This window comes from Rhodococcus sp. 05-339-2 (assembly GCF_002258965.1).
Taxonomy (GTDB): domain Bacteria; phylum Actinomycetota; class Actinomycetes; order Mycobacteriales; family Mycobacteriaceae; genus Rhodococcoides.
On the sequence record NZ_NOYW01000008.1, the window covers coordinates 16220 to 39732 of the forward strand.

Below are 23513 nucleotides of genomic sequence, written 5' to 3' on the forward strand. Positions count from 1 at the left end.
CTGGTCGTGACCCTTCGCCTGCATGACACCGAGACGAGGGCCCTGCGGGAATTCACCCCCTTGGTCCCTGGCCATGTATCGGTGTACCTGTGTGGGGCAACGGTGCAGGGCGAACCGCATATCGGCCACGTGCGCAGCGGCGTCGCCTTCGACGTACTGCGCCGCTGGTTGCTGGCGCACGATTACGACGTGGCGTTCGTACGCAACGTCACCGACATCGACGACAAGATCCTCAACAAGGCACGCGATGCCGGCCGTCCGTGGTGGGAGTGGGCCGCTACCTACGAGCGATCCTTCACGTGGGCGTACGACCGGCTCGGGGTGCTGCCGCCGTCGGCGGAGCCGCGCGCGACCGGGCACATCACCCAGATGGTGCAGATGATCGAGCGCCTGATCGAACGCGGCCACGCCTACGCCGATTCGTGCGGTGACGTCTACTTCGACGTGCAGAGCTTCCCGAGCTACGGCGCACTGTCCGGGCACAAGCTCGACGACGTGCACCAGGGCGAGAGCGTCGCCGAGGGCAAGCGTGATCCCCGCGACTTCACGCTGTGGAAGGGCGCGAAGCCCGGCGAGCCGTCGTGGCCGACGCCGTGGGGTCCCGGCCGCCCGGGCTGGCATCTCGAATGCTCGGCGATGGCAGAGAACTACCTCGGCTCGGAGTTCGACATCCATTGCGGCGGCCTCGATCTGGTGTTCCCGCACCACGAGAACGAGCGGGCGCAGTCCATGGCGGCCGGTGACGGCTTCTCGCAGTACTGGCTGCACAACGGGTGGGTGACGATGGGCGGGGAGAAGATGTCGAAGTCTCTCGGCAACGTTCTCTCGGTACCGAACGTGCTCGAGAGGGTTCGGCCGCAAGAGCTTCGGTTCTACCTCGGTGGTGCGCACTATCGGTCGATGCTCGAGTACTCCGACACCGCTCTCGAGACCGCCGCCGTGACGTACCGGGGAATCGAAGGGTTCGTCCGTCGAGCCGTCGAACGTGCCGGTGAGGTACCGATGGGCAAGTGGACCGCCGGGTTCGCCGAGGCCCTCGACGACGACCTCGGAGTTCCCAAGGCGTTGGCCGAGATTCACGCCACCGTCACACTCGGCAACACCGCACTCGAGTCCGGCGATCTACCGGCTGCGGCGGAGTACGCGGGCAGCGTGCGAGCGATGCTCGACATCCTCGGTGTCGATCCGCTCGATCCGCATTGGAGCCGCGACAGCGGTTCCGACTCGGCCGCCCTCGGCGCTCTCGGCGTGTTGGTCGAGGCCGAGCTGGAGCGTCGAGCATCGGCGAAGGCGGCCAAGGACTGGGCCACTGCCGACGACATACGGACACGACTGGCGAAGGCCGGAGTCGACGTGACAGATACACCCAACGGGCCCGAATGGTCGCTGGGTACGAGCAAGACCGACGAAGCAGGTTTGTGATGGCAGGCAATTCGAGTAGGCGCGGCGCGATCCGCAAGGACGGCACCAAGAAGGGGCAGGTCGCCGGTTCCGGCGGCAAGCGTCGTAAGGGCCTCGAGGGTCGTGGGGCGACGCCTCCCGCCTCCGAGCGCACCAAGCATCCCGCCGCGCGTCGGGCCAAGCTCGCCGAGAAGTCCGCGCAGAATCGTGGCGGCAGCACCGGTGGCCGCGCGGGTGGCAGGCCGGCCGGACGCAAGGCCGAAGACGGTCCCGAGGTGGTATTGGGCCGCAACCCGGTCGTCGAGTGCCTGCGGGCAGGCGTGCCCGCCACCGCACTGTGGGTTGCCGTCGGTACCGACAGCGACGATCGCCTCAAGGAAGCCGTGCAGCGCGCAGGCGATGCGCGGATCTCCATCCTCGAAGTTCCTCGCTCTGATCTGGACAAGCTCAGCGCCAACGGATTGCACCAGGGCCTGGCCCTGCAGGTGCCGCCGTACCGCTACGCGCACCCCGACGATCTGATCTCGAACGCGCGCACGCACCAGGAGCCGGCTCTGCTCGTGGCTCTCGACAACATCACCGACCCGCGCAACCTCGGTGCCGTCGTGCGTTCGGTGGCCGCTTTCGGCGGTCACGGCGTGGTGATTCCGCAGCGGCGCAGCGCGAGCGTGTCGGCAGTGGCATGGCGAACCAGTGCCGGTGCCGCAGCTCGCCTGCCCATCGCGCGAGCAGTGAATCTGACTCGCACACTGAAGGATTGGCAGTCCAAGGGTGTCACCGTCGTCGGTCTCGACGCGGGCGGCGACACCGAACTCGACACCTTCGACGGTAAGGGGCCGGTCGTCATCGTCGTCGGTTCCGAGGGCAAGGGCCTGTCGCGTCTGGTCAGCGAGACCTGCGATCACATTCTGTCGATCCCGATGGCGGGGCCGGTGGAATCGCTCAACGCGTCCGTCGCCGCAGGCGTCGTGCTGGCCGACATCGCTCGGCAACGCCGCGGGTAGACCTAGGTTCTGATGCGGGCGGCGGTGTCGTGCATCGCCGGGATCACGGTCTGGACCATGTCGGTATCGGTGTAATTCCTCGCGTGCAGTGACGTGTTCAGCGCGGCCACGACGGTGCCGTTGCTGTTCCGCAAAGGCACTGCAGCAGCACGCATTCCGACATCCAATTCGTCGACCACCTCGGACCACCCGGCTGCGCGCACTCGGTCGATCTCGGCACGTAGTGCGTCTCGATCGACGAGCGTGCGCGGGGTGAGGGCTTCGATGGGCGCGTCGGCGAAGTAACGCTCCAGCTCGCTCTCGGGCAGCGCTGCGAGCAGCACTCGACCCGAAGACGTTGCGTGCGCGGGGAATCGAGTGCCCAATGTGATGACGACCCGCAGCATGCGCGACGACGGAACGCGCGCGACGTAGACGATGTCGAATCCGTCGAGGATCGCGACCGAAGTCGTTTCGCCCAATTGTCGTGCGAGCGTTTCGATGTGGGGTTCGGCCAGACGCGGCAGGTCCATTCCGGACAGGAACGTGAAGCCCAGGTTCATCACTCGTGGGGTGAGGGTGAACCGACGGCCGTCCTGGCGGACGAATCCCAGTTCGGCCAGCGTCAGCAGCAGTCGGCGGGCCGTAGCTCGTGTGACTCCGACGGCCCCGGCGACCTCGGTCAGAGTGCGGGCGGGATGTGCGTCGTCGAAGCACTGCAGCACGCTCAGGCCTCGTTCGAGTGACTGCACGAACCAGGCGGGGCGTTGGTCGTCGGGGGCGATCTCGGCCGTCATGGTTCGAGTCTGCCTCATCGCCCTGATCGCGCTGCATCACACCGCTCCGTGCTTGTGGTCTTGACCACAAGAGCTGCCTCTGGTTACAGTTGTGCGAATAACAAACAACTGTGCGCGATGCGCACAAAATCGAAGGGCCGACAAGTGAACGTTGACGTCGCAGTCGCGGACGGATCCAGAGCACGGAAAGCTGCCATCGGCAGCTTCGTCGGTGCCGTGGTCGAGTGGTACGACTTCCTGCTGTACGGCATCATCGCCGCGCTGGTGTTCAACTCCCAGTTCTTTCCGAGCGTCTCGCCCGCAGTGGGTGTGATGGCCGCGTTCGCGACCTTCGGTGTCGGCTTCCTCTTCCGGCCCCTCGGCGGAATCTTCTTCGGCCACTTCGGTGACCGCCTCGGACGCAAGCGGATGCTGATCTGGACCATGTTGCTGATGGGCGTCGCAACGGCCCTGATCGGTCTGGTTCCCAACTTCGAGTCGATCGGCTGGTTCGCACCGCTGCTGCTGGTGCTGCTGCGCGCGATCCAGGGCTTCGCCGTCGGCGGTGAATGGGGCGGAGCATCGCTGATGGCCGTCGAGAGTGCGCCGGCGAAGAAGAAGGCGTTCTACAGCAGTGGCGTCCAGGTCGGCTACTCCGTCGGCCTCATCCTCGCCACCGGCGCGGTCACCATCATGAGCAACCTGCTCAGCGACGACGCATTCACCAGCTGGGGCTGGCGCGTACCGTTCCTGGCCAGCGCGGTGCTCGTACTGTTCGGCCTGTGGATCCGATCCGGTGTCGAGGAATCGCCCGTGTTCGAGCAGGCAGTCGAGGAGAGCGGTGAGAAGAAGAAGCTGCCGGTCATCCAGGCGATCACCGAGCACCCCGGTTCGTTCCTCAAGATCATCGCGCTGCGCATGGCCGAGCTGTTCACCATGTACATCGTCACCACCTTCGCGCTCAGCTACACCGTCAACGAACTGGGCTACGAGCGCCAGTTCATGCTCAACGTCGCGCTGCTGGTCGGTGCCATCGGCATCCTGAGCATCCCGGCCTACGCGGCGGTCGCCGACCGCTTCGGCCGCAAGCCGATCTTCGTCACCGGTGCCGTCGTGGGCGCACTGGCTGCCGTGCCGTTCTTCCTCTCCCTGCAAGCGGCCTCGGTGGTCGCCATCGTGATCCTCGCCGTCATCCTGGTCAACGTCTCGCACGACATGGTGGTCTCGGTGCAACAGCCGCTGTTCACCGAGATGTTCGGCCCGGAACTGCGCTACAGCGGTGCCGGTGTGGGCTATCAGGTCGCCAGCGCGATCGCCGGTGGCTTCACCCCGTTCATCGCGGCCGCTCTGGTGAGCTGGAACGACGGTTCCTGGCACTACGTCGCGGCGTACCTGGCCCTGGGATGCATCATCTCGGCCGTGGTCGCAGCGCTGATGAAGAACATGGGTTCCTCCGACGTCACGTCCGTCTCCGTACAGGCTCCTGCAGCAGAAGGTGTTGTTGCAGAGCGTGTCTCGAAGTCGGTATGAGCTCGCTGACCCTGGTCGGTTCGCACGCGTCCACCGCGATGTCACCCGCGCTGTGGACGCGTGCGTTCGAGATCGCCGAGGTCTCATCCAGTTACGACGCCTGGGAGGTCGTCGACGCCGCCGGCCTACCCGACGTCGAGAAGGCTCTCCGGGGCGGCCGCACCGATGCTGCGAACGTGACGATGCCTTGGAAGCACTGGGCCGCAACGGTTGCCGACGAGGCCGATCCGGATGTGACGGTCTCGGGGGTGGCGAATCTGCTGTTCCTGCGTTCGGGTGCGCTGTTCGCCATGAACACCGACATCGCGGCGGTCCGAGCCGCGACCGCGGGACGTACCTTCGGATCGGTACTTCTGCTCGGAGCCGGTGGTGCCGCGCATGCTGCGGCATTCGCCTTGCACGCCCGCATCGACAGGCTGGTGGTCTCGGATGTCGACCGTCGTGCAGCGGCGGCTCTCGTCGCCGAACTCGACGGGTACGACGGTTCCGTCGCGGTCGTCGACTGGTCGGATCGAGCAGTGGATCTGGGCTCCTACGACCTGGTGATCAATGCGACGCCCATCGGACGAGACGGCTCGGAGGATCAGCTCGCCTGGGGCGCAGGTGAACTGGCACCGACGGCAACGGTGTACGACTTCGTCTACGCCGACATGCGCAACGCCGCCGAGGCCTACGCCGCCGATCGCGACATCGAGCTGATCGACGGATGGACGCACCTGTTCCACCAGGCCGATGCCATGGTTCGTCCGCTCGGACTGCCCGACCGGATGTCCGATGCGTTGCGACGCAGCATTCGTGAAATCTGTCCCGCCGCTGCCGGAATCAACCGATAGCGCGGAAGCGCACCCGAGTGCCGGGGGTCAACTGCGCGGCCACGGACACGTCGGCTGCGGTGACGACGGCGATCACCGGATATCCGCCTGTGACGGGATGGTCGGCGAGAAACAGCACGGGCTTCCCTGACGGGGGAACCTGCAGAGACCCGAGAACCATTCCCTCACTGGACAACTCACCGTCGATTGCGCGGGCCAGGGGCTCGGATCCGTCGAGTCTGATCCCGACGCGATCGGTGTCCGGTGTGACCGTCCACGGCTGCTGCACCAGCGTCTTCGAGGCGTGCTCGGTGAACCAGCCGTCACGCGGTCCGAACCTCACGTGCAATGTCTCGTGGAGCGTGGGCGGCGGCACGAAATCTGCAGCAGGCCATTCGGCGCTGCCGTTACCGACGTTCAGAACATCGCCGGGAGAGAGAGGGGCCGGGCCGATGCCGGACATCGTGTCCGTCGACCGACTGCCCAGGACTGCCGGAACGTCGATCCCACCCCGTACGGCCACGTAGCTGCGCAGACCCCATGTGGGCGTGGACAATTCCAGTGTCTGTCCGGCTCTGAGGGTGATGGTCGAGAACAGTCCCTGCTCTGTGCCGTCCACGCGGCAAATCACGTGCGCCCCGGTGACGGCCACGAGAGCGTCGAACTCGGCGCATAGTATCAGGCCACCGAAGGTCGCTTCCAGTGTGGCGGCGTCGGAGTCGTTGCCCACCAATCGGTTCGCGGCATCGTGCGAGAGTCGGTCTGCGGCACCTGAGCGGCCGACGCCGATCGACGCGAATCCGGGGCGTCCGCGATCCTGGACGGTGCACAGTGGTCCCGTCTGCAGAACGGTCAGGGCTCTCATGCCTGCTCGAATCGGACGATGGTGCCGGGCCGCAGCAGCGCGGGTGGATCGCGGTCGAGATCCCACAACCGAGCGTCGGTGCGTCCGATCAGTTGCCACCCGCCGGGGGAGGAGCGCGGATAGATGCCCGAGAACTCACCCGCCAGGCCCACGGAACCGGCCGGAACGCTGGTGCGCGGCGACGTGCGCCGCGGAACATGCAGTCGTGCGTCGGTGCCGACGAGGTAGCCGAAGCCGGGTGCGAAACCGCCGAACGCGACGGTCCACGTCTGATCGACATGGGCGGCAACGACGTCTGCGGTGGACAGGCCGGTCAGTCGGGCAACCTCGTCGAGGTCCTTGCCGTCGTAGACCACCGAGATCGTCACGGTGTCGGACCGGTCGTCTGTGGTCGTGACTGCGGGTTCGGTGGCCGCGATCCAGTCCAGAACCGGCTGCTTCGGCCCGTCGAACATCACCAGGACCGTGCGTGCGGCTGGTACCAGATCCACGACCGCCGCGGGTGGGTCGGCCGTCAGAGAGCGGTAGTACGCCATCGTCTCGTCCAGCCCGTCGAATTCGACCAGCAGTGCGTCCTCACCGGCCGGGTGAATCCTCATCGGACGAATGCGGAGATGTCGATACTGTTGGCGCGCAACAGGTTCGATACGGCTGCGGCCATAGCGACCGCGCCGGGGGAGTCGCCGTGCAGACAGATCGACTCCGCCCGGACGTCGATGGTCGAGCCGTCCACGGCAACGGCGGTGCCGTCAGTGATCATGGTCAACACGCGCTGGGCGACGGCGTCGGGATCGGACAGCACGGCACCGGGTTCCGAGCGCGAGACGAGCGCCCCCTGCGGAGTGTACGCGCGGTCGGCGAAAGCCTCTGCGACAGTGCGCAGTCCGGCTCGTTCGGCTTCCTCGAGGAACACCGAACCAGGCAGGCCGAGCACCGGCAGCGTGGGGTCGTAGGCGAGAACGGCGTCGACCACGGCCTTGGCCTGCTCGCGGTGGTGCACGATCGCGTTGTACAGCGCACCGTGCGGTTTGACGTAGGCGACGGCCGAACCGGAGGCTCGAGCGAGGCCGTCGAGTGCGCCGATCTGATAGATCACGTCGGCGTTCAGGTCGGCGGGGGAGACGTCGAGAAAGCGCCTGCCGAACCCGGCGAGGTCGTGGTAGCCCACCTGCGCTCCGATTCGTACCGCCGCTGTTGCGGCCGAGCGGCACGTCCGCAGCAGAGTGGTGGGATCGCCGGCATGGAAGCCGCACGCAACGTTGGCGCTCGAGACCAGGGCGAGCATCGCGTCGTCGTCGCCGAGAGTCCACGCACCGTAGCTCTCGCCGAGATCGGCGTTGAGGTCGATGGACACCCTCGACATCCTAGGCGGCGACCAGTCGTCCGGAATTGGCCTTGCGGGTTCCGCCGATCGCGCGGCACACGAGGTAGATCACGAAGGAGATGGTGGTGACGAACGTCGAGACCGGCAGGCCGGGAGCAAGGGAGAGCAGGATGCCGCCGACGGCGGCGATCTCGGCGAAGACGATCGACAGCAGCGTCGCCTTCAGCGGGCTTGCCGTCACCCGGGCGGCGGCAGCGGCCGGGGTGATGAGCAGCGAGAGCACCAGCAGCGCGCCGACGATCTGCACACCGAGCGCACAGGCGACACCGACGAGCACGGCGAACACCACCGAGAGTGCGCGGACGGGGACGCCGCGGGCCAGCGCCACCTCGGGGTCGGTGCTGGCGAACAGCAGCGGACGGTAGACCACGGTGAGGACGATCAACACCAGGACCGCGCACACCAGCAGGAGCTGAATACCGCTCTGTCCGACGCCGACGATCTGGCCGATGAGCAGCGAGAAGCTGGTGCCGGTTCGGCCCGGGTAGAGCCAGATGAACAGCACCGACAGGCCGAGACCGAAGGACATGATCACGCCGATGACCGAGTCGCGGTCGCGGGCCTTGCTGCCGAGCAGGGCGAACATGACCGCCGCGACCACGGACCCGACGATGGCTCCGAGGCCGACGGTGATGCCCACGAGCAGTGCCGCGGAGGCACCGGTGAGCGAGAGCTCACTCGATCCGTGCACCGCGAACGCCCATTGGCGGCTGACGATCAGCGGACCGAGTGCGCCTGCGAGCAATCCGAGGATCGCGGCGGCGAGCAGTGCCTGCTGGACGAAGTCGTAGGTCAGCAGATTTGCGGTGGTGTCGAAGTCGAGCATCTTCGAGAATGCGTCGAGAACCTTCTCGTTCATGCCTTGTCTTCTCTGTCGTGCGGCACGGGTGGATGGTGGGCTCCTGCCGAGCCGAGCGCGTCGATCGAGTCGCCGGTGCCGACGACGATGAGCCGGCCGCGAACTTTCAGTACCTCGACTTCGGTGCCGTAGAGCTCGGAGAGCACCTCGGTGGTCATGACTTCCTCCGGCGTTCCGATACGGAACCGGCCGTCGACGATGTAGACGATGCGATCGACGAGCGGCAGGATCGGGTTGATCTCGTGGGTCACGAACAGCACTGCGGTGTCGTGCTCCCGTCGTCGACGATCGATGAGGCTCGAGACCAGAGATTGGTTGGCGAGGTCGAGGCTGAGCAGGGGTTCGTCGCACAGCAGGACCGACGGATCGCCGACGAGTGCCTGGGCGATACGCAGCCGCTGCTGTTCACCGCCGGACATCGAGCCGACCGGCGCTCCGGCGAAGGAGTTGGCGTCGACCTGATCGATCGCGCGCTGCACCGTCTCCTTGCGCTGCCGCATGCCGCGCAGGCCCATTCCCCACCGATGACCGTCCCAGCCGAGCCCGACGAGATCGCGTCCGCGCAGGGGGAGATCGTCGTCGATGTTTCGTTGCTGGGGCACGTAGCCGACGCCCGACTGGCCGCGACGGACGGGATTGCCGTCGATCGCGGCCGTGCCGGATGTGAGGTGATTCTGACCGAGCAGCACTTTCAGCAGAGAAGTCTTGCCCGATCCGTTGGGGCCGAGAACGGCGACGAACTCGCCCTTCTCGACCGTCAGGTCCAGGTTCTGCCACAGCGTGCGCTCGCCGAACGCCAGTCCGGCATCGCGCAGTTCTACAGCAGGCATGTACTACAGCTTTCCATCAGCCGGTCCGAGATCAGGAGTCGGATCGACTCAAGGGGCCGTTGCGAGGGCGGCCTGCAGATCCGTCGCTGCCTTGGTCTGCCACTCGATGTACGTCATCCCGGCGGGCAGAGTCTCGGTGACCTCGACGACGGGGATGCCCGCGGCCTCGCTCGTGGAGCGAATATCCTGCGTCACAGCATCTTCGGTCTGGATGTTGTAGATCAGAGCGCGGACGGACTTCGAGGTGAACAGATCACGCGTCGCGGCGATCGAAGCGGGCGACGGGTCGTTGCCCTCCTCGATGGAGTCCTTGAAGTCCTCGGGAGTGCGATCGTCGAGTTCGGATTCCTCGATCAGGTAGTGCGCGATCGGCTCGGTCTGCGCCACCGGTGCGCCCGGGTGATCGGCAGCGATCTTCGCCGTCACGTCGGTGATGCCGTGTACCTGCTCGTGGAACGTCTCGGCGTTGGCGGTGTACTGCGCAGCGTTGTCGGGGTCGAGCTGACCGAGCTTGTCGGCGATCTCCTCGGCGGTGTGCGCTGCGACCTCTGCGTTGTACCAGACGTGTTCGTTGACCTCGCCGTGCGAATGGCCGTGATCGTCCGCCGCCTCTGCCTCTGCCTCTGCCTCTGCTTCGGCCGTCGCGTCGCCGGAGGTGGGCTCGGACTCGTGATCGTGGCTCTCGTCGAGCAGGGTGTACGCATCGACCGACGGCACGTCCTTGCCCTCGGATCCGAGGATGTCCTCGATGAACTGGTCGTAGCCGCCGCCGTTGTAGACCACGAGCGACGCCTCGGCGACGGCAGCGGCGTCGGCCGGGCTGGCCTCGTAGGAGTGCGGATCGGCAGAGGGATCGGAGATGAGCGAGGTCACTGTGGCCAGGTTGCCCGCCACTGCCTCCGCGACGCTTCCCCAGACGTTCGTCGACGCGACGATCGTGATCGGTCCGTCGACGGGGGTGGCCGGGGCAGACTCGGTGCTCGCGGAGTCGGTCGAGCTGCATGCGCTGAGCGTGAGGGCTGCGGCGCAGGTCAGGCCGAGTGCGGCCGTGAGTTTGGTCCGGGACGCGCGACGGATGGACGACATCGATGTACTCCTGAAGGGCAAGGCTTGACGCTAATGGAAACCGTTACCGTTGTACTCTAGCGTTCGATTGGCCTTTGTTCGAATCGGACGAAGGCGACCTCGAGTTTCTCTGCGGTGCGTTGTGGGACTAACGTCCCGGTTATGGCCAGGTCGAGCGAACCGCGACGTCAAGCGACGTTGGCGTCGATCGCAGCCGAGCTGAAGGTATCGCGCACCACCGTCTCGAACGCCTACAACCGACCCGATCAGCTCTCCCCCGAACTTCGCGAACGCGTCCTCCAGGCCGCCAAGCGCCGCGGCTACGCGGGCCCCGACCCGGTCGCGCGATCACTGCGCACCCGCAAGGCCGGCGCCATCGGACTGCTCCTCACCGAGGCGCTGAGCTACTCCTTCCGCGACCCCGCCGCGATGAGCTTCCTCGCCGGACTCGCCGAATCCTGCGAGGCCGCCGGACAGGGACTACTGCTCATCCCCGCCGGTGCCGAACGCGACGACGTGCAGGCCGCCGCCGTCGTGCAACAGGCCGGAGTCGACGGGTTCGTCGTCTACTCCGTCGCCGACGACGACCCGTACCTCGCCGCGGTTCGCGAACGTCATCTGCCGATCGTCGTCTGCGACCAACCCCGCAACATCCCCGAAGCCGCCCTCGTCGCCATCGACGACCGGGGCGCAATGAAAATGCTTGCCGCACATCTGATCTCGCAGGGACACGAGCACCTCGCGGTCCTGTGCATGCGGCTCGGACGCGACCGTCGCGACGGCGTCGTACCCCCGGGACGGTTGGCGGACAGTCACTTCCACGTCCAGCGTGAACGCATCGCCGGAGTCCAAGCCGCGATGATCGACGCCGGACTCGACCCGGACATCCTCACCGTCGTCGAACGCTTCGACCACACCGTGCGCTCCGGCCACTCCGCCGCCGCCCAAGCCCTCCAGGCAAACCGCGAGACCACTGCGCTGCTCTGCACCACCGATGTCATCGCCCTCGGCGCACTCAACTTCGCCAGAGTCTCCGGAATCGATGTGCCGAGCCAACTCTCGGTCACCGGATTCGACGGCATCTCCGACGCCATCCGCGAGAACCTCACCACCGTGCGCCAGGACGCCGAGGAAAAAGGCCGTCGAGCGGGCAAACTGGTGCTCTCGTCCTCGCACTCGGGCATCGTCGCCGCCGAAACCCTGCCGACCGAACTCTTCCGCGGCCGAACCGCTGGACCGCCGCCGGAACAACCGCCCGCAATCGCCTGACCTTCGCCGCCGCCGCTCGCTCCGCTCGCCTTCGCGTCAATGGACCATTGCACGCCTCAGACGTATGCAATGTGCCATTCACGCAGCGGACCCCGGTGGGTGAATGGACCATTGCACGGCTCAGACGTATGCAATGGTCCATTGACGCGGTGCGGCGGGGCGGGGGTCAAGCAGGCTGGGCGCTGAGCAATCTCGCGCAGCGCAGCAGACCGAGGTGACTGTAGGCCTGGGGATGGTTGCCGAGGGATCGTTCGGCGATGGGGTCGTATTCCTCACTGAGCAGTCCGGTGGGGCCTGCGGCGCTGACGAGTTGGGCGAACAGGGCTTCGGCTTCGGCGCGCTGTCCCACCAGAAGATATGCCTCCACCAGCCAGGCCGCGCACAGGTGGAAGCCGCCTTCGCCGCCGGGGAGTCCGTCGTCGTGGCGGTAGCGGTAGACGGTCGAGCCGCTGCGCAGTTCGGCTTCGGTGGCGGTGACGGTGGCCGCGAAGCGCGGGTCGGCCGGGTCGATCAGTCCGGACAGCCCGATGAACAGGGTTGCGGCGTCGAGGTCGGTGCCGTCGTACGCGGCGGTGAAGGACTGCACCTCCTCGTTCCAGCCGTTGGCGAGTACTTCCTCTCGGATGGTCTCGCGCAGAGGTGCCCAGCCGGGTTCCGTCGCACGGCCGAATGTTTCGGCGAGTCGGATGGCGCGATCGACGGTGATCCAGCCCATCACCTTGGAGTAGACGTGGTGGCGGGGGTTGTCGCGGATCTCCCAGATACCGTGGTCGGGTTCGAACCAGCGACGTTCGACGGCTTCGACCATGGCGCGGACGAGTTCCCAGTCATCTTCGGAGAGAACGTGTTCCGATCCTGCGGCCTTGCGTGCATGGGCGAGGGCGGACACCAGTTCGACGATGGGGCCGAACACGTCGAGCTGAACCTGTTGGTTGGCAGCATTTCCCACCCGTACCGGACGCGAACCGGCGTAACCGGGCAGCTCGTCGATGACGGCCTCGGGTGGCAGGCCGAGGCCCCAGATGGTGTACAGCGGGTGCAGGCGTTCGGGACCCGACACCGACTCGAGTACTCCGTGGATCCAGGACAGGTAGTTCTCGGCCTCGGCCGTCGAGCCGACGTCGACCAGTGCTGCCGCCGTCAGCGCCGCGTCGCGCAGCCAGCAGTAGCGGTAGTCCCAGTTGCGCACTCCGCCGATATCTTCGGGTAGCGAAGTGGTGGCGGCCGCCATGATCGAACCGGACTCGGCGTGCACCAGACCGCGCAGAGTCAGTGCCGATCGCTTCATCAGATCGCGCTTGAGCGGCGGCAGATCCAGGCCGTCGGCCCAGTCCTTCCAGTACGCCTCCGATGCCCGACGACGCTCCACCTCGGCCCACGGGTGCTCGCTCAGATCATCCGTTCCGAGCCGCAATTCGAGAACGATGGGTCCGTTGGAGGGATCGACCTCGGCGTGCGCGGTTTGCTGGGATCCATCGGAGACGATGTTCCAGACGACGCCGGGGCTACGCAGCACCATCGGATCCGCGGTACCGAGGACGCGTAGGCCGTCGACGTCGGGTTCCAGTGACGCCCAGGCCTTTCCGAACTCCGGACGCGGCGCGAAGGTGACCACGGCGGTGGCCTTGCCGGTGATGACTCGGGTCAGAGCGGTCTGACCCTGGCCGACGTCGTGCGGCAGGTAGTCGGTGACCTGCAGGCTGGCCCACTTGGTCTGCACCGTCATCGTGCCGTCCACGTATTGCTGGCTCAGCGGCAACGATGTACGGGTGGGTCCGACGCTGAAGTGACCGGCCTGATCGCCGCCGAGCAGGTGCGCGAACACCGCTGCTGAATCGGGTTCGGGGTGACACAGCCAGGTGACGTCGGCGTCGGGGGTCAGCAGTGCAACGGCATTGGGGCTGGCCAACATCGTCAGTCGCTCGATACGCGGGGCGTCGGCTCCCGAGAGCCACTGGCGTCGCTCTTCGAGCAGAAATGCCAGGGCGAGCGCGACCTGCTCGGTGCTGTCGATGCGGAACTCCGCCAGGGTGTCTCCCGGCCCGATCTTGACGCCGATGTCCGGCCCGTGCAGGTGTCCGAACGCCTTCTCGTCGGTGACGTCGTCGCCGAAAAAGACTGCGGCAGTAGCGGCTTCCTGGTGGCGAAGAATGTCGAGCGCGACGCCCTTGTCGGTGACGATGACCGCCAACTCGATGACGGACTTGCCCTCGGTGACCTGCACCCCGTCCCGCGCAGCCGCGCCGGATCGCACGGCCGCGAGTGCCTCGTCGCCTGCGGCGGTCCCGGCGTTGCGGACGTGCAACGCGACGCTGGCCGGCTTGGTCTCGATACTCACGCCTGGATGGGCGTCGGCGATGGCCTGCAGTTCGCCGGTGATGACGGTGAGGAGCTTCTTTGCGTTGTCGTCGATGGCGTTGACGAACCCGGCGTCGAACTCGCTGCCGTGGCTGCCCACCAGCTGCACCTCGGACGGCAGCCGCGAGAGGATCGCGAGATCACGCAGGGCGCGTCCGGAGATGACGGCGGCGTTGGTTCCGGCCAGGGAAGCGAGCCCCCGCATGGCGCTGACCGACTCGGGGTGTGGGAACGCCTTCTGCGGGTCGGAGACGATCGGCGCCATGGTGCCGTCGTAATCGGACGCGACGAGCAGACGCGGAGTCCGAGCTACTCCAACGAGTGCGCGGCGAAGTTCGAGCGGCAATTCGAGAGCAGTCACCCGTCGAATCTAGGCGATGAACCCCGCCTCGGCGTACCTGGCTTTGTGCGCTCGGTGTATCACTGCTGGTCGGGCACCAGACCGGGCGACGGCGTCACACCCGAGGCCGCCGACATCGATGCTGCTGACTTGGTGACGATGGCCAACATGGCTCGCTGTGCGGCGTCGGCGTCACCGGACTGGATCGACGAGGCGACCACCCCGTGCAGACGAATTGCCTCCGGGTCGGCCTGCCTCGACATCAGGGCATGGCGGGTACGTCCGGCGAGTACCTCGACCACGATGTCGGACATCGATCGCAACATCGGATTGCCCGACGCCGCGAGCAACGTGCGATGAAAATTGCAGTCGTGTTCGAGGTAGGCCTCGGAGTCGGCTGCTCTCGACGTCGACGACATTCCGATGACGGCGGCGGTCAACGCTCCGCATTGCTCGGGTGTCGCTCGGTGGGCGGCCAGCTTGGCTGCCAAAGGTTCGATCCCCGAACGCAATTCGCTGAGCAGTAGCAATTGTTCGGCGCGAGCCGGCCCGGCCAGTTGCCAGCGGATCACCACCGGGTCGAGTGAGTTCCAGTTCTCCGAGCCCTGCACGGTGATGCCGACGCGACGACGCACCGTGAGCAACCCCAGCGACTCGAGAACGCGCACGACTTCCCGCACGACGGTCCGCGACACGGTGAACCGCACGGCGACGTCGTCTGCCGAGATGCGGGTCCCGCTCGGGATCGCGCCGCTGACGATGTCGCGCCCGAGCTCGTCGAGCACCGAATCGTGCAGTTGGCGGAAGTCGTTGGTCTCGCTCATGTCCGGTCGATCGTCCCACGGGTTGCCCGGTTTCTCGCGTCTGTCCGATCCAGGCGGGCGCGATGGAGCAGTATCGAGGGATGGCATCGCAGACGACAGGTAGAGCACATCATCCGGTACTCGTGGTGATGGGAGTGTCCGGATCGGGCAAGTCCACGGTGGCGGGCATCCTCGCAGGTGCACTGAAATGGGACCTGCAGGAGGGCGACGACCTGCACCCGGACGCCAACGTGGCCAAGATGGCGTCGGGTCAGCCGCTGACCGACGAGGACAGATGGCCGTGGCTGGACGTGATCGCGGAATGGATCACCGACCACACCACCACGGGGCGATCGGGGATCGTGACGTGCTCGGCGCTCAAGCGGACGTATCGGGACGTGCTGGCGGCCGGGTCGAGGGAGGGGGCGGAAGTGATCTTCGTGCACCTGGCCGGAACGAAGGATCGGATCAGCGGTCGCCTCAACGCGCGGATGGACCACTTCATGCCGTCGTCGCTGCTCGACACCCAGATCTCGACCCTCGAGCCGCTGGGTGACGACGAGAACGCCATCGTCGTCGACATCGGTCCGCCCCCGACCAAGATCGCCGAGCGCATCCTCGTCGAACTCGAGACGCGGGCCGGGATGTCGGAGAGTCACTGATCGCCGGGTTTCAAGCAAGCGCGCTTGCTTTTAAGTACTACGAATGGACAAAAGAACTTGTAAAAGTACGACGAATGCGAGATAGTGAGCTTGTTCACTTTTCAGTGAGGAGACAGCTCATGGTGCGAGGCGCACCCGCCAGGCCGGTCCAACTTCCCGTTCCCAACGCCGATGTCTGGGATTGGCAACTCGACGGTCTGTGTCGCGGACTGGACTCGTCCGTGTTCTTCCACCCCGAAGGCGAGCGAGGTCGCGCCCGCACCTCGCGCGAGAAGTCCGCGAAGCAGGTCTGCGGCCGCTGCCCGGTACTCGAACAATGTCGCCAGCACGCACTGGAGGCCAACGAGCCCTACGGCGTGTGGGGCGGAATGTCCGCGCACGATCGCGCCGACTTCTACCGCGGAGCCATCCGGACCGCTTGATCCCGCCGGGGCATACGGGTGCGCTGCAGACGCGCGCGCATGTGCCGAACGCGGTCGTAATTGTCAACGCGCACATGGCAATTACGCGTGCTGCTGGCAAACGCGCGCGCGTTTGCGGGGACTGGTTCGCGGTGCCTTCGAGCCCTGACCGTCGCGGACTCGACCGAACTTGTCGGTGGTCTCGTGTTCCATGACGACCCATGAACAAGGTCCTGCGTGCGACGCTCGTCAGTGCGGTCGTCATCACCACCGTCATCGGAATCGCGTCGTTCGTGCTGAGTTTCGCCGCACTGTGGGATCTCGCCACGATGGCAGGCGTTCCACGCTCACTGTCCTGGCTGTGGCCGGTGATCGTCGACGGCACCATTCTGCAGGCCACCATCTCCGTCATCGCGCTCGCTCAATTCGAGGAGCAACGCAGTGGTCGACGCTTCTTCTGGGGCGTGCTGATCACGGCCGCTCTGGTCAGTATCGGCGCAAATGCCATGCACGCCTTCATCTCCGACGCCGGCACGCTGCATCCGGCCCTGTCGGCGGCCATTGCGACCGTCGCCCCAGTGAGCCTGTTGGCCGCGACCCACGGACTCGGCATCCTCGTTCGGGTACCGGCGGAACTGCCGAAGACCGCAGGCATCGCCGACGAACAACCCGTCGTCGACGAGGTGGCCTTCGCACCGAGAGCCGAACCGGCGACACCTGCGCCCGAACTCACCACCCCCGAGACGCCGGCACCCGCACCGACGAAGCGCGTCGAGCCGGTCCACCCCGAGCCGGAGTACATCCAGCCGGTCCGCGTCGAGCAATCCGTGCCCGAATCTCCCGTCACCTCGGTGCGCACGGTCGAGCCTCTCGACGAGGTGGATCGATGGATTCTCGACGAGGAACGAGTGGACGATCTCTATCCCGTCGACGCTCCGTGACATCCGGTGGCACCATCGAAGGATGAGTCAGAACTTGCCGAGATCCGTCGTTCCCGAGAAGCCGAAGCCGGGCCAGGAGTCGGTGTGGGATTACCCCCGCCCACCGCGGCTCGAGTCCTCCAACCGATCGCTGGTAGTCCGTCTCGGCGGTCAGGTGATCGCCCGCACCACCGCCGCGTACCGAGTGCTCGAGACGAGCCACCCACCGACCTGGTATATCTCACCTTCGGACGTGGTCCCGGGTGCGCTTACGCCCTCGGACGCCCGCTCGACGCACTGCGAGTGGAAGGGTGCGGCCACGTACTGGGATGTGCACGGAGGCGACGCCGTGGCACCGGCGGCGGCGTGGAGTTACGAGAACCCGACGCCACGGTTCGTCGACATCGCCGGCTACCTCGCCTTCTCGCCGAGCCGCGTCGAATGCGAGATCGACGGTGAGGCCGTGCGACCACAGGAAGGCGGGTTCTACGAGGGCTGGATCACCGACGATGTCGTCGGGCCGTTCAAGGGAATCCCCGGCTCCTACGGGTGGTGAGGTCTAACCGTCGGGCAACTCTGCGCGGGTGATGATCTGAATCGAACTCGCCGCACCGGGGTCGCTACCGGTCACCAGCACGTCCCCGGTGCGCGGATCGACGGCGACGGAATTGGCCTGCGTCACCGTCGGAACGTCGCCCAGAGTCCGAGGAGCGGCTGGATCGGACACGTCGACCACCCGCAGGAGATTCGACGCTGTCAGCGTCACGAACAGCAGCCGGCGTTCGGGATCGACGGCGAGCCCGTACGGGTTGCCGGGCGCATCGATCGACGCGATCTGGCGAATGCCTCCGGCGGTGTCGACCGAGGCGAGAAGGACCGTGCCGCCGTCGGTGTCGGCGAACCCGGCCACCGTCTGATTCACCGTCACCGCGTGCGTGAGCTTGACCCCGATCGGAGCCTGCGCCACCTCCTGGCGCGTCGCACCGTCGTAGACCCACACTCCGTTGCCCTGCACGTCCGCGACGGCAGCGTAGGGACCGAGAGCGGCGACTCCACCGGGTTGGACGGGCCCGGGCGGAAGCTCCGACACCACCGACCCGTCGCGGAGGAAGATCACTCCGCCACCCATTTCGTTGGTGGCCACGATGGTGCCGTCGGAGGTCTGCACGGCGTCGTGTGGTTGACGGCCCACCCCCGTGGCGGTGGACAGGATCGCGCCGTCGTCGAGTGAGATCTCGAGCAGTTCGTCACTGCCTTCGAGCGGAACCAACACCGGGCCGTCGGGACCCGCGAGCGAGAGATGGCGCGGTGCACCCGTCGTCGCGACCATCTGGCGCACGACACCGGTGGCCGCATCGAACAGCACCACGCCGTCGGGCTCACGTACCCCGGCAGCTGCGATGCCGGACGAGCCAACCACGACACCCTCGGGAGCACCAGGAAGGGCGACGACGGTTCCGATCGGGTCGGCCGAGTCCGGGGCCTGTGCCGGCTCGGCCGCCGGAGTCGTTGCGGGAGGATTGGTTTCGTCGACAGTGTCGGCAGAGCAGCCGGTCACCAACAGGAGCGCGGTCGCAACCGTCACCAGGCATGCCCGCATCATCGGCGGTACTGCTCGAAGTGCAGGGCGTCGTCGAGAGGACGGCGGGTGCGCCACCCGAAGCGCTCCAGATCGGGAACCTCCTGGAACGATTCGACCGGACCCACACACAGCCACGCGATGGGGCGAACCGGTGCGGGGATGTCGAGCAGTTCGGTGAGATAAGCCTCGTCGTAGAAGGAGACCCAGCCGACGCCGACGTTCTCGGCTATCGCTGCGAGCCAGAGATTTTCGATGGCCAGTACGGCGGAGAACAATCCGGTGTCGTCGACGGTGTCGCGGCCGAGGACGTGCCGACCTCCACGGCCCGGATCGTAGGTGACCACCACCCCGGTTCCGCTCGTCTCGATTCCCTCGATACGGATGGGGTCGAACGTCTTTCGGCGTTCGGCATCGAGCTTGTCCGCGAAGTCCTGTCGGCAGCCGGCCACGTGGGCGGCGAAGGCGCTCAGGGTATCGGGCTTGCGGACGATCACGAAGTCCCAGGGTTGGGTGTTGCCGACGCTCGGGGCCTGATGCGCGGCACCGAGGATGCGGCGCAGCGTCTCGTCGTCGACGACGGTTCCGTCGAACTCGGCGCGAACGTCGCGGCGAGATCGAATGGCTGCATACACCGACAGGGCTGCCTCGGTCATGATATCCGTTCTCCTGTAACACTTCTCAGACGTTCGTCGAGCTCGGCGACGAGGGCGGGCAGTCGATCTGCCGAGGTGGGCCGGCCGAGGTGGAAACCTTGTGCCCGACCGCACCGGAGCTCACGCAGCGCCGTCATCGTCATCTCGTCCTCCACGCCCTCTGCCGTCACCGACAATCCCAGAGTACGGGCCAGTTCGACGGTCGAGCGCACGATGGCGGCGTGCGCGGGATTGTGTGCCATGCCGGCGATGAAGGCGCGATCGATCTTCAACTCCTGGACCGGCAACCGCTCGATGTAGGCAAGTGAGCTGTAGCCCGTGCCGTAGTCGTCGATGGCGACCTGCACACCCATCGCGTGCAGAATCGACAGCTTCTCCGTCGCGCCCACCGGGTCGGTCATCGCCGAGGTCTCGGTGACTTCCACCGTCAATCGCCACGGAGGACAGTCGAATTCGGTCAGCGCCGTGCACACCTGCTCGATCAAGGTGTCGTCGAACAGATTTCGAGTCGAGATGTTGACAGCGATGCTCAGGTCGAGACCGTCGGCCAGCCATTGCCTGCGTTGGGCGAGGGCGTGCGTGAGAACGTAGTTCGTCAGCGGCCGGATCAGTCCGGTACGTTCGGCGGTGGGCAGAAATGCGCTGGGGGACAAAACGTTGCCGTTCGGGTGATGCCACCGCAGCAGTGCTTCCACGCCGACGACGCTCATCGTCCTGAGGTCGACCTGAGGCTGGTAGTGCAGCCGCAGCTGGTCCGATTCGAGTGCTGTGGTGAGCTCGCCGAGCATGATGAGTTGCTCGCTCTTGTCCCGGTCCATCGATCGGTCGTAGTACGCAATGCGCGACTGAGCGGCTTTCGCCGTCTGGACGGCGAGGTCGGCGCGCTGCACGAGGCGATCCGGTGTGGTCTCCTCGTCGCCCTCGGTAGCCGGAGAGTTCGACGCGACACCGACGCTCGCCTCGATGAGCAGAGTCATGTTCTCCACCTCGAAAGGCGTGGCGAATTGCTGTTGAATCTCCTCGGCCAACGCGGCCGGGTCCATCGATTCCGCCGGCCCGCACAGCGCGAACTCGTCACCGGCCAAGCGTGCCAACAGAATCGAGTCGTCGACGATGCTTCGTAGGCGGTCGGCGACCACCACGAGAACCCGGTCGCCCAAGCCGCGCCCGAACGTGTCGTTGATCTCTTTGAAACGATCGATATCGACGGTCAGCAATGTCGATCCGCCGGCATTGCTCCAGACCTGATGTTCCAGGGCGCGCAAATTGGCCAACCCGGTGAGGTGATCGGTGTCGGCGACTGCACGCAACTGCACCGTTTGAGTGTGCAGCAACCGCAACAGGTCGGTGATGCGAAACACCACCAGGATCACCAACGCTCCGGCACAGAGCAGAACTGCCCAACCCCACTGCTCGATCGGTTCGTCGCGAACGACTTCGATGAACATGACGATCGGTGCGGTCAATGTGGCCGCAGTGAGCACGACGACAGTGGGGGTGGTGAACGACGCCATCAGATGGGCGTCGGATTCGATGTTCGGGTTGGTGATGCGGCGCATCGACGGGTGCAGGGCGGCGACGCCGATCAGGACGTAGGACAGGGTCCATCCGACGTCGAACAGCGACCGCTGGGACGAGGACGCGGGCATGATCGCGAAGTTGTTGACGGTGTCGGTGACGACGAGCAACAACACGGCGCAGGTGAGCAGTCGGTAGGACAGCGCTCGCCATTGCCGTGATCCGACGAAGTGGGCCAACAGTCCGAGCAGGAAGATGTCCATCGCGGGGTACGCGACGTCGACGAGTCCGCCCAATCCGGAGATTCCTTCCGCGCCGAGCGTCGGCTGGACGGCGAAGACCCAGGTGAGCAGTCCGAAGGCCACCATGATGATGGCACTGTTGGCGACATGCCCACGCTCACTGGCCCGCCACTTGTGGCGGGCCAGCAGAAACAGGCCGAAACCGTAGATCGGATAGCCGACGAGGTACAGCGCATCGGCGATCGAGGGATACGGCACGCTGCCGCGAGTGACGTGGATCCACTCGAACACGATGTCGCCGAGCACCCACAGTGCGGTTCCGGTGGCGATGGCCAGCCAGGCTCTGCGGTTGGCGGGCCGGTGCATCCTGGTACCGATCACGGTGGCAGCGACGGCGGACGCTCCGACGAGTACGAAGACCGACTGAGCCCAGACGATCGTGGGGACGAGGAAGTAGACGACGCAGCCGACTGCGCCGAGCGCTGCGTACCACCGCCACCAGGCCGTCACGATTTTCTCCAGCCGTTCACGCCGATCCGACGGCTTCAACAATGTCACACTGACGTGATGTAGGTCACCTGCACTCGCGTCCCGTGACAGAAGTATGCCTCAGCGCTACGATCGATTATCGGTACGAAACTGTTTCGATTCGATAAGGGGGCACGGATGAACGGCGACGCCCCACGTCGGTCGAGGGTGAGTGTGGAGCGCGAGGGCGAGTTTCTCGACGCTGCGCTGCTCTGTCTCGGGGAGGTCGGTTACGACTCGCTGTCGATGGACCTGGTTGCCGAACGAGCGCAGTGCAGCAAAGCCACCCTCTATCGGAGGTGGTCGAGCAAGGCCGAGCTGGTGGTCGCTGCCATCGAATCGGTGGGCCCCCCGCCGTTCGTCGGCATCGATACCGGCGACCTTCGTGGAGATCTGCTCGAGCTGATGCACCGGGTGTCCGAGGGGGCGGAGCACGATCAACGTTTCGCTGCGGCGATCCACCATGCGGTGATGGTCGACGAACAGTTGGCGGCAGCGGTGCGGAGAACGTTCCTCGAACCCGAGGCTCGATTCCTCGAATCGGTCGTCATGCGTGCGGTGGAGCGGGGGGAATTGTCGACCAGACCGCCCGCTGCCGATTTTCTGCAATACATGGTTTTCAGCGCGATCATGACGGGGCCATTGACCGATGCCAAGCCTTTGGATTCGGAATACCGAACCCGAATCATCGACGAGGTCATTCTGCCGGCCCTGCGCTCGGAGACTCGCTGATCGCGAGCCTGTTCGGTCGGAGTTACGTTGCCTGCAGTGAACAATCGAAACTGTTGCACTGCAACATGATAAGAAAATATGACCCTCCCCGACGTCCGAAGTGGATGTCGGGTATTCGTCGTGGATCGACTGCGTGCTGCCAGGCTTTTCACGGCTGAATTGGCAGGAAACTGCCAGCTTCCTGTATGGAATTTCCGGACCGAATGTCTCTATGGTTAACGGCATCCGAACAAACGGTAAACAGCGAGGATTACGCCGGTGCGCGGGCAGAACCACCCCCGGGTAGCCAGTGCGAAATTCGATACAACTCGATCGGAATGCGATGAATTTCAACATTCAAGACCTGAGCGGAACGTTCTCGACGTTCGACATCGTGGTGTCTCTGACACTGTCGTTCGTCCTGTCGGCCATCATCGGCTGGGTCTATCGACTCACCCACAAGAACGTCTCGTACAGCCAGTCCTACGTACAAACTCTCGTCACGGTGGGCATGGTCATCAGCCTGATCATGCTGGTCGTCGGATCGAACGTGGCACGGGCGTTCGCCCTCGTCGGTGCTTTGTCCGTCGTCCGATTCCGCAACGCCATCAAGGAAACTCGCGACGTCGGCTTCATCTTCCTCGTGATGGCGATCGGCATGGCCACGGGAACTCGCTTCTACGTGTTGGCGATCGCGGCAACGTTCGCGATCTGCCTGGTGATGGTGGTGATGAGCAAGTTCGACTGGTTCAAGCTCGATGTGCAGCGTCAGGTCGTCAAGGTTCAGGTGCCACCCGACGCCGATTACACCGATCTGGTCGAAGACGTACTGATCAAGTACTGCAAGGAGTTCGAGCTTGTCAGTACCGAATCGGTGAGATCGGGCGCACTGACCGAGCTGTATTTCACCGCACAACTGCGGTCCGGCAAGAAGCCCGGTGAGTTGATCGCTGCCCTCAGTGAGGTCAATACCGGACAACGGGTTTCGGTACTCACCGGATACGACCAGACGGATATCTGA

Annotated in this window: 23 protein-coding genes; 11 read left to right on the top strand and 12 right to left on the bottom strand. The window is 65.7% G+C overall.

Annotated features, from left to right (window positions below; genetic code table 11):
- Positions 1–6: 6 nt before the first annotated feature.
- Together cysS and rlmB are read left to right on the top strand one after the other, a co-directional pair.
- Positions 7–1422, top strand: coding sequence for a cysteine--tRNA ligase (cysS, locus tag CH273_RS06270; RefSeq protein ID WP_032397416.1), 1416 nt, complete (start codon positions 7–9; stop codon positions 1420–1422).
- Positions 1422–2405, top strand: a complete 984-nt coding sequence (gene rlmB, locus CH273_RS06275; RefSeq protein WP_032397190.1) for a 23S rRNA (guanosine(2251)-2'-O)-methyltransferase RlmB — start codon at positions 1422–1424, stop codon at positions 2403–2405. Before cysS ends, rlmB begins: the two co-directional genes overlap by 1 nt.
- Positions 2406–2407: 2 nt before the next feature.
- Here the strand turns inward: rlmB and CH273_RS06280 are convergent, their stop codons facing one another.
- The gene (locus tag CH273_RS06280) at positions 2408–3181 is read right to left on the bottom strand and encodes an IclR family transcriptional regulator domain-containing protein (protein WP_052050010.1); all 774 of its coding nucleotides are present in this window, start codon (positions 3179–3181) and stop codon (positions 2408–2410) included.
- Positions 3182–3325: 144 nt separating this feature from the next.
- Between CH273_RS06280 and shiA the strand changes: the two genes are divergently transcribed.
- Positions 3326–4690, top strand: a complete 1365-nt coding sequence (gene shiA / locus CH273_RS06285; protein WP_230596973.1) for a shikimate transporter — start codon at positions 3326–3328, stop codon at positions 4688–4690.
- Entirely contained in the window at positions 4687–5523 is an 837-nt protein-coding gene (locus tag CH273_RS06290) for a shikimate dehydrogenase family protein (RefSeq protein WP_052050008.1), read from the top strand. The genes shiA and CH273_RS06290 overlap by 4 nt, the downstream gene beginning before the upstream one ends.
- Here CH273_RS06290 and CH273_RS06295 read toward each other — a convergent pair.
- Genes CH273_RS06295 through CH273_RS06320 form a run of 6 tightly spaced genes read right to left on the bottom strand, consistent with a single transcriptional unit; the run spans position 5513 to position 10526 of the window.
- Positions 5513–6367, bottom strand: coding sequence for a 5-oxoprolinase subunit C family protein (locus CH273_RS06295; RefSeq protein ID WP_032397189.1), 855 nt, complete (start codon positions 6365–6367; stop codon positions 5513–5515). The genes CH273_RS06290 and CH273_RS06295 overlap by 11 nt on opposite strands.
- The gene (gene pxpB / locus CH273_RS06300; protein ID WP_032397188.1) at positions 6364–6966 is read right to left on the bottom strand and encodes a 5-oxoprolinase subunit PxpB; all 603 of its coding nucleotides are present in this window, start codon (positions 6964–6966) and stop codon (positions 6364–6366) included. Before pxpB ends, CH273_RS06295 begins: the two co-directional genes overlap by 4 nt.
- Positions 6963–7730, bottom strand: coding sequence for a LamB/YcsF family protein (locus tag CH273_RS06305; protein WP_032397187.1), 768 nt, complete (start codon positions 7728–7730; stop codon positions 6963–6965). The genes pxpB and CH273_RS06305 overlap by 4 nt, the downstream gene beginning before the upstream one ends.
- 1 nt (position 7731) lies before the next feature.
- Positions 7732–8610 (bottom strand): metal ABC transporter permease, encoded by an 879-nt coding sequence (locus CH273_RS06310; RefSeq protein ID WP_032397186.1) that lies wholly within the window; start codon positions 8608–8610, stop codon positions 7732–7734.
- A complete protein-coding gene (locus CH273_RS06315) occupies positions 8607–9440 on the bottom strand; it encodes a metal ABC transporter ATP-binding protein (protein WP_032397185.1) in 834 nt (277 codons plus the stop codon). Before CH273_RS06315 ends, CH273_RS06310 begins: the two co-directional genes overlap by 4 nt.
- A 48-nt stretch (positions 9441–9488) precedes the next feature.
- A complete protein-coding gene (locus tag CH273_RS06320; RefSeq protein WP_052050006.1) occupies positions 9489–10526 on the bottom strand; it encodes a metal ABC transporter solute-binding protein, Zn/Mn family in 1038 nt (345 codons plus the stop codon).
- 141 nt (positions 10527–10667) lie between these two features.
- Between CH273_RS06320 and CH273_RS06325 the strand changes: the two genes are divergently transcribed.
- A complete protein-coding gene (locus tag CH273_RS06325) occupies positions 10668–11774 on the top strand; it encodes a LacI family DNA-binding transcriptional regulator (protein WP_032397184.1) in 1107 nt (368 codons plus the stop codon).
- A 166-nt stretch (positions 11775–11940) separates the two neighbouring features.
- Here CH273_RS06325 and otsB read toward each other — a convergent pair whose 3' ends face one another.
- Both otsB and CH273_RS06335 read right to left on the bottom strand, forming a co-directional pair.
- Complete coding sequence (gene otsB / locus CH273_RS06330; RefSeq protein ID WP_032397183.1) at positions 11941–14493, bottom strand: trehalose-phosphatase; 2553 nt, start codon at positions 14491–14493, stop codon at positions 11941–11943.
- Positions 14494–14552: 59 nt separating this feature from the next.
- On the bottom strand, positions 14553–15296 hold the full coding sequence (locus CH273_RS06335) for a FadR/GntR family transcriptional regulator (RefSeq protein WP_032397182.1): 744 nt from the start codon (positions 15294–15296) through the stop codon (positions 14553–14555).
- A gap of 80 nt (positions 15297–15376) precedes the next feature.
- Here CH273_RS06335 and CH273_RS06340 point away from each other — a divergent pair, with 80 nt between their 5' ends.
- From CH273_RS06340 to CH273_RS06355, 4 genes are all read left to right on the top strand, one after another.
- A complete protein-coding gene (locus CH273_RS06340; protein ID WP_032397181.1) occupies positions 15377–15937 on the top strand; it encodes a gluconokinase in 561 nt (186 codons plus the stop codon).
- 119 nt (positions 15938–16056) lie between these two features.
- A complete protein-coding gene (locus CH273_RS06345; RefSeq protein WP_032397411.1) occupies positions 16057–16359 on the top strand; it encodes a WhiB family transcriptional regulator in 303 nt (100 codons plus the stop codon).
- A 200-nt stretch (positions 16360–16559) separates the two neighbouring features.
- On the top strand, positions 16560–17279 hold the full coding sequence (locus CH273_RS06350) for a DUF2637 domain-containing protein (RefSeq protein ID WP_032397180.1): 720 nt from the start codon (positions 16560–16562) through the stop codon (positions 17277–17279).
- 22 nt (positions 17280–17301) lie between these two features.
- A complete protein-coding gene (locus CH273_RS06355) occupies positions 17302–17814 on the top strand; it encodes a DUF427 domain-containing protein (RefSeq protein WP_032397179.1) in 513 nt (170 codons plus the stop codon).
- A gap of 3 nt (positions 17815–17817) precedes the next feature.
- Here the strand turns inward: CH273_RS06355 and CH273_RS06360 are convergent, their stop codons facing one another.
- Genes CH273_RS06360 through CH273_RS06370 form a run of 3 tightly spaced genes read right to left on the bottom strand, consistent with a single transcriptional unit; the run spans position 17818 to position 21763 of the window.
- Positions 17818–18843, bottom strand: a complete 1026-nt coding sequence (locus tag CH273_RS06360) for an NHL repeat-containing protein (RefSeq protein ID WP_230596972.1) — start codon at positions 18841–18843, stop codon at positions 17818–17820.
- A gap of 14 nt (positions 18844–18857) precedes the next feature.
- Entirely contained in the window at positions 18858–19478 is a 621-nt protein-coding gene (bluB, locus tag CH273_RS06365; protein ID WP_179273151.1) for a 5,6-dimethylbenzimidazole synthase, read from the bottom strand.
- A gap of 11 nt (positions 19479–19489) precedes the next feature.
- A complete protein-coding gene (locus tag CH273_RS06370; protein WP_032397176.1) occupies positions 19490–21763 on the bottom strand; it encodes a putative bifunctional diguanylate cyclase/phosphodiesterase in 2274 nt (757 codons plus the stop codon).
- 156 nt (positions 21764–21919) lie between these two features.
- Between CH273_RS06370 and CH273_RS06375 the strand changes: the two genes are divergently transcribed.
- Together CH273_RS06375 and CH273_RS06380 are read left to right on the top strand one after the other, a co-directional pair.
- Entirely contained in the window at positions 21920–22513 is a 594-nt protein-coding gene (locus tag CH273_RS06375) for a TetR/AcrR family transcriptional regulator (protein ID WP_032397175.1), read from the top strand.
- Positions 22514–22835: 322 nt separating this feature from the next.
- Positions 22836–23513 (top strand): DUF4956 domain-containing protein, encoded by a 678-nt coding sequence (locus CH273_RS06380; RefSeq protein ID WP_032397174.1) that lies wholly within the window; start codon positions 22836–22838, stop codon positions 23511–23513.

What these genes read in the sequence shown, in the direction of transcription:
- rlmB (WP_032397190.1), top strand. Translation starts at nt 1,422, where the DNA reads ATGGCAGGCAATTCGAGTAGGCGCGGCGCGATCCGCAAGGACGGCACC.
- CH273_RS06280 (WP_052050010.1), bottom strand. Translation starts at nt 3,181, where the DNA reads ATGACGGCCGAGATCGCCCCCGACGACCAACGCCCCGCCTGGTTCGTG.
- CH273_RS06290 (WP_052050008.1), top strand. Translation starts at nt 4,687, where the DNA reads ATGAGCTCGCTGACCCTGGTCGGTTCGCACGCGTCCACCGCGATGTCA.
- CH273_RS06295 (WP_032397189.1), bottom strand. Translation starts at nt 6,367, where the DNA reads ATGAGAGCCCTGACCGTTCTGCAGACGGGACCACTGTGCACCGTCCAG.
- pxpB (WP_032397188.1), bottom strand. Translation starts at nt 6,966, where the DNA reads ATGAGGATTCACCCGGCCGGTGAGGACGCACTGCTGGTCGAATTCGAC.
- CH273_RS06305 (WP_032397187.1), bottom strand. Translation starts at nt 7,730, where the DNA reads ATGTCGAGGGTGTCCATCGACCTCAACGCCGATCTCGGCGAGAGCTAC.
- CH273_RS06310 (WP_032397186.1), bottom strand. Translation starts at nt 8,610, where the DNA reads ATGAACGAGAAGGTTCTCGACGCATTCTCGAAGATGCTCGACTTCGAC.
- CH273_RS06315 (WP_032397185.1), bottom strand. Translation starts at nt 9,440, where the DNA reads ATGCCTGCTGTAGAACTGCGCGATGCCGGACTGGCGTTCGGCGAGCGC.
- CH273_RS06320 (WP_052050006.1), bottom strand. Translation starts at nt 10,526, where the DNA reads ATGTCGTCCATCCGTCGCGCGTCCCGGACCAAACTCACGGCCGCACTC.
- CH273_RS06325 (WP_032397184.1), top strand. Translation starts at nt 10,668, where the DNA reads ATGGCCAGGTCGAGCGAACCGCGACGTCAAGCGACGTTGGCGTCGATC.
- CH273_RS06335 (WP_032397182.1), bottom strand. Translation starts at nt 15,296, where the DNA reads ATGAGCGAGACCAACGACTTCCGCCAACTGCACGATTCGGTGCTCGAC.
- CH273_RS06340 (WP_032397181.1), top strand. Translation starts at nt 15,377, where the DNA reads ATGGCATCGCAGACGACAGGTAGAGCACATCATCCGGTACTCGTGGTG.
- CH273_RS06345 (WP_032397411.1), top strand. Translation starts at nt 16,057, where the DNA reads ATGGTGCGAGGCGCACCCGCCAGGCCGGTCCAACTTCCCGTTCCCAAC.
- CH273_RS06350 (WP_032397180.1), top strand. Translation starts at nt 16,560, where the DNA reads ATGAACAAGGTCCTGCGTGCGACGCTCGTCAGTGCGGTCGTCATCACC.
- CH273_RS06355 (WP_032397179.1), top strand. Translation starts at nt 17,302, where the DNA reads ATGAGTCAGAACTTGCCGAGATCCGTCGTTCCCGAGAAGCCGAAGCCG.
- CH273_RS06375 (WP_032397175.1), top strand. Translation starts at nt 21,920, where the DNA reads ATGAACGGCGACGCCCCACGTCGGTCGAGGGTGAGTGTGGAGCGCGAG.
- CH273_RS06380 (WP_032397174.1), top strand. Translation starts at nt 22,836, where the DNA reads ATGAATTTCAACATTCAAGACCTGAGCGGAACGTTCTCGACGTTCGAC.